The sequence below is a fragment of the Thioalkalivibrio sp. ALE28 genome, from assembly GCF_000377425.1.
Taxonomy (GTDB): domain Bacteria; phylum Pseudomonadota; class Gammaproteobacteria; order Ectothiorhodospirales; family Ectothiorhodospiraceae; genus Thioalkalivibrio.
The window spans coordinates 86,746-99,789 of record NZ_KB898100.1 but is presented as its reverse complement, the minus strand read 5'-3'; the positions used below and the strand labels follow the sequence as shown (position 1 = coordinate 99,789).

Below are 13,044 nucleotides of genomic sequence, written 5' to 3'. Positions count from 1 at the left end.
AGGCTTCACAGAGGTAGCATAACCCCAAGGGACAGAATTAAGTTTCTGATAAAAAAGAAGATATAGGGTTTTCTTCACAGGAAAGTCGGCCTCTTATTATCACTAGATGAATATCTAAACAGACTAGATACAGGACATCGCCATGGAACTGTCTTTCAATCGCGAGACGATGACCGAAGCGCTGCAACGGATTGTGGGCGCGGCCGAGAAACGATTGACGATGCCCATCCTGGGGAACGTGCGACTGCGCCCGGACGACAACGGCTCGATCCGGATGGACACGACCGATCTGGAGCTGGCCTGGCAGGCCGGCGCCGAGGGTTCGATTCCCGGGGAATGCGATGTGACCGTCTCGGTCCGCAAGCTGCTCGACGTGGTCAAGGCGGCGCCGGCGGACAGCGAGATTCGCGCGAAAGTCGAGGGCGAGCGGATGACGGTCGGGTTCGGTGGCTCGCGCTTCAGTCTGGCGACGCTCCCGGGGGCGGATTTCCCGGACTGGGAGGCGCGAGGGGCCGAGGTCGTGCTGGATGTGCCGCAGAACCGACTGCGTCGGTTGCTGGAGGCTACGATGTTCTCCATGGCCCAGCAGGACGTGCGCTACTACCTGCAGGGGCTCCTGCTGGTGGCCAGTGGCAACAGCCTGCGTGCGGTAGCCACGGATGGTCATCGGCTGGCGCTGGCCGAGGTGGAGCTGGAGCAGCCGGTGGAGGAGCGAATCGAACGTATCGTGCCGCGCAAGGCCGTCGCCGAGCTGCGGCGCAACCTGGCCGATGACGACACGTCGGTGCGCATCGGCTTCGGGGAAGACCAGGTGGTGTTCGAGCTCGGCAGCGCGGTGTTGCGCAGCAAGGTGATCGAAGGACGGTTCCCGGACTACGAACGGGTGATCCCGGCGGACCTTCCGGCCACCCTGCGGGTGGACCGCGAGATCCTGAAGCAGGCACTGGGGCGCGTCGCGATCGTCGCGAGCGACAAGTATCGGGGTGTGCGGATGGTGCTGGGCGAGAGCGGGTGTCAGGTCATGACCCATAACGCCGATCGTGAAGAGGCCCAGGAGTCGGTGGAGGCGGAATACGACGGGGGCCCGATGGAGATCGGGTTCAACCTGGGCTACCTCGCGGATGTGCTGAATGTGCTGGAGACCGACCAGGTGCGGATCGGGCTGCGCGATGGCAACTCGTCCATCCTGATCCAGGCGGAACCGCCAGGCGGGGCACGCTACGTCGTCATGCCGATGCGGCTCTAGGGAAACACCGATCCATGTATACGCTCGCGTTGGTATCCCGGGTTTTCCGAGACCGGACGCGTCGTGCATCGGCTAGTTCTACCCGCCCGTTTCTGATGGATTCGGGGCGCAACGCAGGATCGGGGAACAGGGGGCGCCAACCTCGCAACCGAATCAACGAAGGGGCTCGGCCGCTCGTTTTTAATGACAACGGGCGCGCGCACGGCGTTGCGGCTCACCTGTAGCAGAATGACTGCACGGCCGTCGCAGCGCATTAAACGCACGCAAAAGCGACTCGAGCGCGAGCGTGTCGATGAATTCGTGTTTCCGTAGGCTGGAGGTTGTGTGCTGGAGTCGCTCTGGTGGCAGGGGGTGCGGAATCTCGGGGAGCAGACGCTGGCACTGGGGCCGGGGATCAATCGCCTGATTGGCCCGAATGGCGCGGGAAAGACTTCGGTGCTTGAGGCCGTCCACATCCTCGCGGCGGGGCGTTCGTTCCGGACGCAGCAATTACGGCGGGTATTGCGTACGGGCGGCGAGTCGCTTTGGGTTGGCGGAGAGGTCCGGGACGGGCGTGGCGGTGCGCATCGCCTGGGCGTCGTCTGGGATGGGACGCGGCGATCCCGCCTGGATGGTCGCTGGATGGAGGGCCATGCGACGGTGGCCGAATGGCTGCCGGTGCGCACCCTGCATGCCGGTTCGTTCGAATTGCTGACCGGGGGTCCGGAGGAGCGGCGTCGTCTGCTGGACTGGGGCTGTTTTCATTCAATCCCGGGATACCGTGAGAACTGGCAACGCTGGAAACGCGCCCACGATCAGCGCAATGCGGCCCTCCGCACCGGCGACCGGGCTGCCGCCCGGGAGTTTGAACGCCCGTGGGTGGAATTCGGGGTGGCGATCAGCGAGGCGCGGGCGCGGTACGTCGAGGCTTGGGAAGGGGGCACCGCAGAGGCAGCGGAACGATTCGGGTTTGGCGACCGGCTGGGCGACCTGGGCTTGCGGGTTCGCATGGGGTGGGATCGGGACCGCAGTCTTGGGGAGGCCCTGGAGCGTAGCCGGGGCAGCGACGAGGAGCGCGGGTTCGCGCAGGTCGGGCCACAACGGGCGGATATCGACCTCCGGTTGGCGGGGCGGGCGGCAGCCGAGGCCTCCCGGGGGGAGCAAAAGCGGGTCGTGACAGCGCTGGTTGGGGGGCAGGCCCGAATGCTGGAACGCGAGTGCGGTCGGGCACCCGTGGTGCTGCTGGACGATGTCGTCTCGGAACTGGACCGGGAGGCGGTGGAGGGGCTGATGGCCGGACTGAGGGAGTCCGGTTGGCAGATCCTGGTGACGGCCGTGGAGGATGCGGTGCCGGGGCTGGTCGGAGCGGACGCGGGCGAATTGTTCCACGTGAAACATGGCCGCGTCACACCGGCCAACCCCGCCTGATCGCTCTTTACTTTCCCGAATCCCGCCTGCCCCGAGGCTCCTGTAGCCTCTCGAAGCCCGCCCACCGGTTGCCCCCGTCTTTGCGCTATACTGGCGTGTCTGCAACTCGCCGGATGACCACCTGCATGTCCGATATCGAATCCCAAGATCCCGCCGCCTACGATTCTTCCCAGATCCGTGTCCTCAAGGGTCTCGATGCCGTGCGCAAGCGACCCGGGATGTACATCGGCGATACCGATGACGGGACGGGCCTGCACCACATGGTCTTCGAGGTCGTCGATAACTCCATCGACGAGGCCCTGGCCGGTTACTGCGACAGCATCGAGGTCACGATCCACGAGGACAACGCGGTCTCCGTCAGCGACAACGGTCGCGGTATACCGGTGGATATCCACGAAGAAGAAGGCAAGTCCGCGGCCGAGGTCATCCTCACCGTCCTGCACGCCGGCGGGAAGTTCGACAACAACTCGTACAAGGTCTCCGGCGGGCTTCACGGTGTGGGTGTCTCGGTCGTGAACGCCCTTTCGGAAGAGCTGCGCCTCGAGATCCATCGCGACGGCAAGCGCCACGAACAGACCTACCACCTCGGGGTCCCCGCGGCGCCGCTGGCCGAGGCCGGCACGACCGACCGCCACGGCACCCGCGTATGGTTCCGGCCCAGCCCCGAGATCTTTACCGACATCAACTTTCACTACGAGGTGCTGGCCAAGCGTCTGCGCGAACTGTCGTTCCTGAACTCGGGGGTCCGCATCACCTTGCGCGATCATCGCGACAACCGCGAGGAGACGTTCGTCTTCGAGGGCGGGATTCGGGCCTTCGTCGAGCATCTCAACCAGAAGAAGACCGCGTTGCATCCCACCGTGGTCTATGCCGACCAGATGCGAGATGACTATGCGGTCGAGGTGGCGCTGCAGTGGAATGACTCCTACCAGGAGAATATCTTCTGCTACACCAACAACATCCCGCAGCGCGATGGTGGCTCCCACATGGCGGGCTTCCGCGCGGCGCTGACGCGGACCATCAACCAGTACCTGGAGACCGAAGGCCTGATCAAGAAGGCCAAGGTGGCCACGGCGGGCGACGACATGCGCGAGGGCCTGACGGCCGTACTGTCGGTGAAGGTGCCCGATCCGAAGTTCTCCTCCCAGACCAAGGACAAGCTGGTCTCCTCGGAGGTCAAGCCGATTGTGGAGAGTGTGCTGTCGGACGCCCTCAACAACTTCCTGCTGGAGAATCCGCAGGAGGCCAAGGCGATTACGGAGAAGGTCCTGGACGCCGCGCGTGCTCGCGAGGCCGCCCGCAAGGCCCGCGAGGTGACCCGCCGCAAGGGGGCCCTGGATATCGCCGGGCTCCCCGGCAAGCTGGCCGACTGCCAGGAGAAGGATCCGGCCCAGTCCGAGCTCTACCTGGTGGAGGGGGACTCCGCGGGCGGATCGGCCAAGCAGGGGCGGGACCGTCATTTCCAGGCCATTCTGCCGCTGAAGGGCAAGATCCTGAATGTCGAACGGGCGCGCTTTGACCGCATGCTCGGCTCGGCTGAGGTCGGGACCCTGATTACCGCCCTGGGCTGCGGTATCGGCAAGGAAGAGTACGACCCGGACAAGCTGCGCTACCACCGCATCATCATCATGACGGATGCCGACGTGGACGGCTCCCATATCCGAACCCTTCTGCTCACGTTCTTCTTCCGCCAGATGCCGGAGCTGATCGAGCGCGGCCATGTCTATATCGCCCAACCGCCGCTGTACAAGATCAAGCGTGGCAAGCGCGAACAATACGTGCGCGACGAGGCCGAGATGGGCGAGATCGTGATCTCTCTGGCCCTGGATGGTGCCGCGCTTTATCCCAGCCCGGATGCCCCGCCCATTACCGGCGAGGCCTTCGAGGATCTGGTGAAGGGCTACCAGAAGGCCGCCCGCGCGGTCGAGCGCCTGGGCCGCATGTACGACCCGCGCATCCTCTGGGCGATGCTCGAGGCCGACGCCATACCGGAGCCGCGTAGCGTCACCAATCCGGAGGTGCAGGCCTGGTTCGGCCGCATCCTCGAGGGGCTCTCCAGCGACAAGGCCGGCGCGACGCGCTACAGCCTGGGGGCGGTGACCGACCGCGACGGCCATGCCCAGCTGAGCCTGGACCGGATCGAGCACGGCGCGGCCCTGTCCCAGTACATCAACGACGATACGCTGGCCTCGCGTGATTTCCAGGCTGTGCTGGACCTCTCCGCCCGACTCAATGCGTTGCTGGACGAAGGCGCCTACATGAAGCGCGGCGAACGGATCCACCTGATCGAGGGATTCTCGGAAGCCATGGAATGGCTCCTGCACGAAGGCCGCCGCGGCCTGGCCACCCAGCGTTACAAGGGTCTGGGCGAAATGAACCCGGACCAGCTGTGGGAAACCACCATGAATCCCGAATCCCGCCGCCTCCTGCAGGTGCGTGTCGAGGACGCGATCCGGGCCGACGAGATCTTCACCACCCTGATGGGGGACCAGGTCGAACCCCGACGCGACTTCATCGAGACACGGGCGCTGAGCGCGGAGAACGTCGATATCTGACGGGCCCCGCCTCGCCCCGAATGTAGCCCCTGCGCATGGAGGTCCTGGCTGTCATCCTCACGCTGGTGGTCCTGAGCCTCGTCGGCTTCCGGGTGCACACCCACCTGGCAATCCACGAACGCCGGGTCGTATCCGCCTGGAATCGCCTGGACACACTGCTTACGCAACGCAACGGCCTCCTGCACATGATGGGATTGGCCGACCCCGATCCGCTCGTCGACGTCCAGACCGCCCTGCGTGCGCAGGAGGCTGCCCGACGCCGCGGCGATCTCCCCGCGCTGGCCCGAACCGAGCGCAGCATTCGAGCCACCTGGGACACCTATCTTTATGAATTATCGGAAGAAAAAGAATCTGCACCGGTCCTTGCCGGGCGTACCCCGGAACGGGTCGCAGCCCTGGATCAGGCCATTACCGACGCACTCGCGCGATACAACGCCGCAGTAGCCGACTTTTCCGCCCTGCGCAGGCACTGGGCCCTGGGTCCCCTGGCGCGTCTCGCGGGCTATCAAACCTTCGATCCCATCGGACCCCCACCGGACACCTCGGCCTGAACCGGCTTGCATCCCCAGGGGGAACACCCTCCCGGGGATGCGGTCCGAATGGCATAATCCGCAGGCAGTCGCGCCCGTATGTTCTGACCGGTTCGCGCGACCCTGGCTCACCCGACCCTTGGAGAGACCGTGTCCAATCCCCTGCTGCAGACCGACCGGCTGCCCGCCTTCCGCTCCATTGAACCCGAACACGTGCTGCCGGCGGTGGAAACCGTGCTGGTCGAGAATCGAACCGAGATCGACCGTCTCGTGGAGGCGGCCGGAGACCAGCCGAGCTGGGATTCGCTGATCCGACCACTGCAGGAACTGGATGCCCGTCTGGATGCCGTCTGGTCCCCGGTCGGCCACCTGAACGCCGTGATGAACGGCCCCGCGATCCGCGAGGCCTACAACGCCAGCCTGCCCCTGCTTTCCGACTATGGCAGCTGGGTTTCGCAGCATCAGGGACTGTACCGCGCCGTCCGTGCCCTGGCCGACAGCGACGAATATGGAGATCTCCCGGCCCCCCGGCGCAAGGTCCTGGACGACATGCTGCGCGATTTTCATCTCAGCGGCGTGGACCTTCCCGAGCCCCAGCGCGACCGGCTGCGCGCGATCAACGCACGGTTGTCCGAGCTCACTGCTCGTTTCGAGGAGAATGTGCTCGATGCCACCCAGGCGTGGACCTGGCAGACCGATGATCCCGCGGCCCTGGCGGGCATCCCCGAGTCGGATCGCGCCATGCTGGCCCAGAACGCCCGCGACCATGATCAGTCGGGCTTCGTCGTCACCCTCGACATCCCGAGTTACCTCGCGGTGATGACCCATGCCGAGGATCGCGAGCTGCGTTACCGGGTTTATGAGGCCTTCACCACGCGAGCCTCCGATCGCGGGCCGGGGGCCGGCAACCATGACAACTCCGAGATCATGGTCGAGATCCTGCAGCTGCGCGCGGAAAAGGCAGATCTGACGGGCTTCGCCCACTATGCCGAGCGTTCGCTGGCGACCAAGATGGCCACCAGCGCCGAACAGGTCGAAGGGTTCCTGCTGGATCTTGCCCACCGCGCACGCCCCCGGGCGGAACGCGACCTCGCTGAATTGCAGAGCTTTGCGCGGGACGAGCTCCATCTGGAGACGCTGGAGGCCTGGGACATGGCCTTCGCCGCGGAGAAGATGCGCGAACGGCGCCTGGGCCTGAGCCAGGAGATGCTGAAGCCCTATTTCCCCGCCGACCAGGCCGTGAACGGCCTGTTCGGCCTGGTCCAGCGCCTGTTCCAGGTCCGCTTCGAGCCTGACGACAGCGTCGAGACCTGGCATGATGATGTCCGCTTCTACCGTATTTTTGACGCGAAAGGCGCGGAACGCGCCGGCTTCTACTTCGATCTCTACGCCCGCAAGAACAAGCGCGGGGGCGCCTGGATGGATGTCTGCCGCAACCGCTTTGTCTCGGGTGATCGCGCCCAACTGCCGGTCGCGTACATGACCTGCAACTCCACTCCCCCGGTGGACGGCACGGCCGCCCTGTTCACCCATGACGAGGTGATCACCCTGTTCCACGAATTCGGGCATGGACTCCACCACATGCTGACCCGCGTCGACGAACCGGACATCGCCGGCATCAACGGGGTCGAGTGGGATGCGGTGGAACTCCCCAGCCAGTTCATGGAGAACTGGTGCTGGGAGCGCGAGGCCCTGGACCTGTTTGCCCGTCACCACGAGACCGGGGAGGCGATGCCCGAGGACCTCTACCAGCGTCTTCTGGGCACGCGTCACTTCCATGCCGCCCTGCAGCTGCTGCGCCAGGTCGAGTTTTCCCTGTTCGATATGCGCCTGCACGCCGGTCCGCCCCCGGGCGACGCGGCCGCCATTCAGCGCCTGCTGGAGGCGGTTCGGGAAGAGATCGCGGTGGTGCATCCGCCGGAATTCAACCGCTTCGCCCACGGCTTTGGCCACATCTTCGCCGGCGGCTATGCCGCCGGCTATTACAGCTACAAGTGGGCCGAGGTCCTGTCCGCGGATGCCTTTGGCCGCTTCGAGGAAGAGGGCCTGTTCTCCCCGGAAGTCGGCGCCGCCTACCTGCACGAGATCCTCGAGGCGGGAGCCTCGCGGCCCGCCGCTGATTCCTTCCGGGCGTTCCGGGGTCGTGATCCCCAGATCGATGCCCTGTTGCGCCACAGCGGCCTGGAGGACGCCGCGTGAAGATCGCCAGCTGGAACGTCAATTCGCTGAAGGTTCGCCTGCCGCAGGTGCTCGAGTGGCTCTCGAGCTCGCGCACCGACATCCTGGCGCTGCAGGAAACCAAGCTGACCGACGAGAACTTCCCCGTGTCCGCCATTCAGGACGCCGGCTACCAGGTGGTGTACTCGGGCCAGAAGACCTACAACGGCGTGGCGATCCTGTCGCGCACCGAGGCGACCGAGGTCGTCACCGATCCGCCCGGGCTCGAGGATGCCCAGCGCCGTATCCTGGCCGCCACCATCGGCGACATCCGCGTGGTCAACCTGTACGTGGTCAATGGCGAGAACGTCGGCACCGAGAAATACGCCTACAAGCTCGACTGGCTGGCACGCATGCGCGACTGGCTGGCCGACGAGATCGCCCGGCATCCGAATCTGGTGGTTCTGGGCGACTTCAACATTGCCCCCGACGATCGTGATGTCCACGACCCCGAGGCCTGGCACGAACGCATCCTCTGCTCCACGCCCGAACGTGAGGCCCTGGCAGCCCTCACCGGTCTGGGCCTGGTCGATACCTTCCGCGCCTTCGACCAGCCGGAGGCGGAGTTCTCCTGGTTCGACTATCGCGCCGCGTCGTTCCGCCGCAACCGCGGCCTGCGCATCGACCTGGTCCTGGCCAGCGCGCCACTGCAGGCGCGCCTGCAGGCCGCCGGCATCGATCGCGAACCGCGCTCCTGGGAGCGTCCTTCCGACCATGCCCCGGTCTGGGCGGAATTCTCCGACTAGCCGAGACCCCTCACCGGCCCGCCTGACCACTGGGAGCGACCCGTGAAGTACAAGGACCTGCGTGATTTCATCGACGGCCTCGAACAGCGCGGCGAGCTGCGTCGCATCACCCGCGAGGTGGACCCGAACCTCGAGATGACCGAGATCGCCGACCGCGTCTTGCGCGCTGGCGGCCCGGCGCTGTTGTTCGAGAACCCCACCGGATCCGACATCCCGGTACTGGCCAATCTCTTCGGTACTCCCGAGCGGGTGGCCATGGGTATGGGCGAGGACTCGGTCGAGGCCCTGCGTGAGGTGGGACGTCTGCTCGCCTTCCTCAAACAGCCGGATCCGCCCAAGGGGTTGAAGGCCGCCTGGGAGCAGTTGCCGGTCTTCCGCAAGGTCCTGGACATGGCCCCGAAGAAGACCCGCGGGGCCGCCTGCCAGCGCCATGTGATCGAAGGCGACGCGGTCGACCTGTCGACCCTCCCGGTGCAGACCTGCTGGCCCGGGGACGCCGGGCCCCTGATCACCTGGGGCCTGGTGGTTACGCGCGGCCCCGAGAAGTCACGCCAGAACCTGGGCATCTATCGCCAGCAGGTCATCGGTCGCAACCGGGTGATCATGCGCTGGCTGTCGCATCGTGGCGGCGCGCTGGATTTCCAGGAGTGGACCCGCGCCCATCCCGGCGAGCCGTTCCCGATTGCCGTAGCCCTGGGCGCCGACCCCGCCACCATCCTCGGCGCGGTCACCCCGGTGCCCGACACCCTGTCGGAATATGCCTTTGCCGGCCTGCTGCGTGGCAGCCGTACGGAGGTTACCCGTTGCATGGGTTCCGACCTCGAGGTGCCGGCGTCGGCCGAGTTCGTGCTGGAGGGCCATATCCACCCGGGCGACACCGCGCCCGAAGGCCCGTTCGGCGACCATACCGGCTACTACAACGAGGTCGACGAGTTCCCGGTGTTCACCATTGACCGGATTACCCACCGCGACGACCCGATCTATCACTCCACCTACACCGGCCGCCCCCCGGATGAACCCGCCGTCCTCGGCGTGGCCCTGAACGAGGTCTTTATCCCGATCCTGCAGAAGCAGTTCCCGGAGATCGTGGACTTCTACCTGCCCCCCGAGGGTTGCTCCTACCGCCTTGCCGTAGTCTCCATGCGCAAGCAGTACCCGGGCCATGCCAAGCGCGTGATGATGGGCGTGTGGTCGTTCCTGCGTCAGTTCATGTACACCAAGTTCGTGATCGTGGTCGATGACGATGTGAACACCCGCGAATGGAATGACGTGATCTGGGCCATCACCACGCGCATGGACCCGGCGCGGGATACCACGCTGGTGGAAAACACCCCGATCGACTACCTGGACTTCGCCTCCCCGGTGTCCGGGCTCGGATCGAAGATGGGCATGGACGCCACCTCCAAGTGGCCGGGCGAGACGGATCGCGAATGGGGGCGGCCAATCGCCATGGACGAGGCGGTGAAACGCCGGGTTGACGAGATCTGGGATGACCTGGGGTTATGACGCGTGAGCCGCCGCGCTGTCCGGGCCGGTGGCTGGCTGCTGCCGGGCGTGCTGCTGGCCCTGGCCGGCTGTGCCGCCGTCCCGGAGCGTGACTCGATGCGCGCGGACTCAACCCCTGCAGAGCAAACCTCCACCGCGACCGCGATTGCGCCCGACCGCATCCGCCACTGGCCGGCCGATGCCCCGGCCGCGGTGGTGATCGCCCTGCACAGCTTCCGCGACCATGCCGGGGCGTATGCCTCCCTCGGTCCATGGCTGGCCGAGCGCGGCTACAGCGTTCACGCCCTGGATCAGCGCGGGCATGGCGCCAGCGAGCCGCATGGGCGCTGGCCCGGGATGCAGCCCGTGATCGAGGATGTGGTTGCGATGGTCCATGCCGCCCGCGCGGAGGATCCGGACCGGCCCGTCTTCCTGTTGGGGGAGAGCATGGGGGGCTCGGCCGCACTGGCGAGCCTCGCCACGCATCCCGAACTCGATGTCGCCGGCGTGATTGCGGTGGCCCCGGGCCTGCGTGGCGGCATACCCGCGCGCGGGTTCTGGGACGCCGCGGTGCGCACCGGCGAGACCCTGGCCGGGGGCCTGACGCTCACCATCGACCCCGACTACGCCGACAGCCTGGACCCCGCCGCGGTGGACCGATTCGCCAACGACCCGCGGGTCATCCGCCGAGTTCGGTTGGATACCTATGCCGGCGTGGTCTGGCTCGCGCAGTACGCCACCGATCACATCCACCATGTGACGGTACCGGTGGTCTATTTGTGGGGCGAGCAGGACGGGACGATCCTGAAACCCTCGGTATGCGCCGCCGCCCGCGCGCACCCCGGGCAGCGGGCGGAGGTCTGGACCGAACCGCACTGGCCGCACCTGCTCCTGCACGCCCCGGACTGGCCGACCACCGCCACCCGTCTGGTCGACTGGATGCAGCGGGTGACGGACGACGCACCGGGCCCGCGGGTTGCGCGGGCTCCCGCCGCCTGCGACTAGTCGCCCAGGTGGGCGCCATCCTCCGGCGCCGCCGACCAGGTCGCAATATCGCGGCCCATCGCCTGCACCGTGCGGCCGAGCACCGAGCACGACCCCTTGAAGCCTCCAAACGCACCGCCACCGGAGAAGCGCCGCGAGGTAAAGCTGGCCTCTTCCTCACCATCGCTATAGAGCGTGCCGGCGGCCTCGGTGACCTTGCGATGGCCGATCCAGGCATTGCCGCCACTGACCGCGTCGGTCAGTTCCACCACCAGTACCTGACCCCCGGCGGAGGGGTCGACGCTCGCCTCGCGTTCGAAGCGCAGGCCCTGGTCGGCGCCATAGTGGGCGATGAACTCGGAGAACTGTTCCTCCAGGTTGCACTCCTGACGGATATTGCTGGCGATGGTGGCATCGGCACTGTAGGGCACCGAATGGGCGACCCGGATCACCGGTGCGTCCGCCGGGACATCCGCGGTCGCGGCCGGGGCGTCGGCCTCGGCCTCCGCCGCGCGGTCGCTGGAATCGGTGGAACGGGTCTCGTTGGAGGCACAGCCTGTCGCGAGCAGCAGGCCGGCCCCGGCCGCAATCAGCAAATGACGCATGGCATTCCCTTGTCGTTTTTGTGGAACGCATCCGATTCTGCCCAACCCGCTCGCGGGGCGAAACCCCCAGGGCTGGTTTCCGCGAGATCTCCAACCGGGCCACCCGGCGGGATTGCGGTTGCTTGCGTTCCGCTTGCTACTGGCGAGAATGATCGGCTTTCCGCGACCGGGGGTTTCCATGGCGTTCGATGTCACCATTCAGCCCAGTGGCCACGTGTTCGAGGTCGAGGACGACGAGACCGTCCTCGAGGCCGCCCTGCGCCAGGGCTATGCGTTTCCCTACGGCTGCCGCAATGGCGCCTGCGGCTCCTGCAAGGGGCGGGTCCTGCAGGGCGAAGTCGATCACGGACCGACCCGGCCGCAGGGCATCACCGACGCCGAACTGGCCGACGGCATGGCCCTGTTCTGCCAGGCCGTGCCGGTCGACGATCTGGAGATCGAGGTGCGCGAGATCGGCGCCGCCCGGGATATCGTCGTCAAGACCCTGCCATGCCGTGTGGCGGAGCTGAATCGCCTCGCGGACGATGTGATGGAGCTGCGCCTGCAGCTACCGGCCACCGAACGCCTGCAGTTCCTGGCCGGGCAGTACCTGGACGTGCTGCTGAAGGGCGGCGACCGCCGCAGCTACTCGCTCGCCAACGCCCCGCATGACGATGCCCAGCTGGTTCTACACGTGCGGCAGATGCCGGGCGGGCGTTTCTCCACCATGGTGTTCGAGGAGCTCAAGCCCAAGGCCCTGCTGCGCATCGAGGGCCCGCTCGGCAGTTTCTTCGTCGACGAGGAATCGCCGCGGCCGCGCCTGTTCGTCGGCGGCGGCACCGGTTTCGGACCGCTGAAGGGTATGTTGGATCACCTGGCCGCGGAGGGGCTGGATCGGCCGCACCACCTGTTCTGGGGCGCGCGCGGGGCGGAAGGCATCTATGCCCCGGACTGGCTCACCCGAATGACGGACGAGCACGCCGAGTATTTCCGCTTCACGCCGGTCCTGTCCGATACCCCGGCCGAGACGGCCGCCGGTTTTGCCGCGGTCAGCGGCTGGCCGCACGACGCGGTGCTCGCCGAATATCCGGACCTGTCCGGCTTCGACGTCTACATGGCCGGGCCTCCGGCCATGATCCACGCCGCCCGCGAGGCCTTCCGCGCCGCGGGCCTGCCGCCGGAGCAGCTCTACTACGACAGCTTCGAACCGGCCACCCCGGCCGAGTAAACCCGCCGGCGTTCGCAGGGCTTGTTCACCACGAAGCGCACGAAGGCACGAAGAAATTCAAG

At 66.6% G+C, this 13,044-nt stretch carries 10 protein-coding genes; 9 read left to right on the top strand and 1 reads right to left on the bottom strand.

The genetic code is table 11. The features are described 5' to 3' along the window. Positions 1-142 precede the first annotated feature (142 nt). The 8 genes from dnaN (at position 143) to D105_RS0109240 (ending at position 11,191) form a co-directional block, all read left to right on the top strand. On the top strand, positions 143-1,246 hold the full coding sequence (dnaN, locus tag D105_RS0109275) for a DNA polymerase III subunit beta (protein WP_018878240.1): 1,104 nt from the start codon (positions 143-145) through the stop codon (positions 1,244-1,246). Between the two features lie 324 nt (positions 1,247-1,570). After that, entirely contained in the window at positions 1,571-2,653 is a 1,083-nt protein-coding gene (locus D105_RS14230) for a DNA replication/repair protein RecF (RefSeq protein WP_026280460.1), read from the top strand. A 125-nt stretch (positions 2,654-2,778) separates the two neighbouring features. Next, positions 2,779-5,208 (top strand): DNA topoisomerase (ATP-hydrolyzing) subunit B, encoded by a 2,430-nt coding sequence (gene gyrB, locus D105_RS0109265; protein ID WP_018878238.1) that lies wholly within the window; start codon positions 2,779-2,781, stop codon positions 5,206-5,208. A 35-nt stretch (positions 5,209-5,243) separates the two neighbouring features. Continuing rightward, positions 5,244-5,759: a hypothetical protein gene (locus D105_RS0109260; protein WP_018878237.1), complete on the top strand. Its 516-nt coding sequence runs from the start codon at positions 5,244-5,246 to the stop codon at positions 5,757-5,759. Positions 5,760-5,888: 129 nt separating this feature from the next. Then, positions 5,889-7,937: a M3 family metallopeptidase gene (locus tag D105_RS0109255; protein WP_018878236.1), complete on the top strand. Its 2,049-nt coding sequence runs from the start codon at positions 5,889-5,891 to the stop codon at positions 7,935-7,937. Further along, positions 7,934-8,701 carry an exodeoxyribonuclease III gene (gene xth, locus D105_RS0109250; RefSeq protein ID WP_018878235.1) on the top strand — a complete coding sequence of 256 codons (768 nt, stop codon included), beginning with the start codon at positions 7,934-7,936 and terminating at the stop codon, positions 8,699-8,701. The genes D105_RS0109255 and xth overlap by 4 nt, the downstream gene beginning before the upstream one ends. A 42-nt stretch (positions 8,702-8,743) precedes the next feature. Next, entirely contained in the window at positions 8,744-10,207 is a 1,464-nt protein-coding gene (gene ubiD / locus D105_RS0109245; RefSeq protein ID WP_018867601.1) for a 4-hydroxy-3-polyprenylbenzoate decarboxylase, read from the top strand. A gap of 3 nt (positions 10,208-10,210) precedes the next feature. Then, the gene (locus D105_RS0109240; protein ID WP_018878234.1) at positions 10,211-11,191 is read left to right on the top strand and encodes an alpha/beta fold hydrolase; all 981 of its coding nucleotides are present in this window, start codon (positions 10,211-10,213) and stop codon (positions 11,189-11,191) included. Here the strand turns inward: D105_RS0109240 and D105_RS0109235 are convergent. After that, positions 11,188-11,775 carry a hypothetical protein gene (locus D105_RS0109235; RefSeq protein ID WP_018876800.1) on the bottom strand — a complete coding sequence of 196 codons (588 nt, stop codon included), beginning with the start codon at positions 11,773-11,775 and terminating at the stop codon, positions 11,188-11,190. The genes D105_RS0109240 and D105_RS0109235 overlap by 4 nt on opposite strands. Positions 11,776-11,953: 178 nt before the next feature. On the opposite strand from D105_RS0109235, the gene D105_RS0109230 reads away from it, so the two are divergent. Then, positions 11,954-12,982 carry a CDP-6-deoxy-delta-3,4-glucoseen reductase gene (locus D105_RS0109230; protein ID WP_018878233.1) on the top strand — a complete coding sequence of 343 codons (1,029 nt, stop codon included), beginning with the start codon at positions 11,954-11,956 and terminating at the stop codon, positions 12,980-12,982. The last annotated feature ends 62 nt before the right edge of the window (positions 12,983-13,044 follow it).

Coding starts and splice junctions, on each gene's coding strand:
- dnaN (WP_018878240.1), top strand. CDS start 143: ATGGAACTGTCTTTCAATCGCGAGACGATGACCGAAGCGCTGCAACGG.
- gyrB (WP_018878238.1), top strand. CDS start 2,779: ATGTCCGATATCGAATCCCAAGATCCCGCCGCCTACGATTCTTCCCAG.
- D105_RS0109260 (WP_018878237.1), top strand. CDS start 5,244: ATGGAGGTCCTGGCTGTCATCCTCACGCTGGTGGTCCTGAGCCTCGTC.
- D105_RS0109235 (WP_018876800.1), bottom strand. CDS start 11,775: ATGCGTCATTTGCTGATTGCGGCCGGGGCCGGCCTGCTGCTCGCGACA.
- D105_RS0109230 (WP_018878233.1), top strand. CDS start 11,954: ATGGCGTTCGATGTCACCATTCAGCCCAGTGGCCACGTGTTCGAGGTC.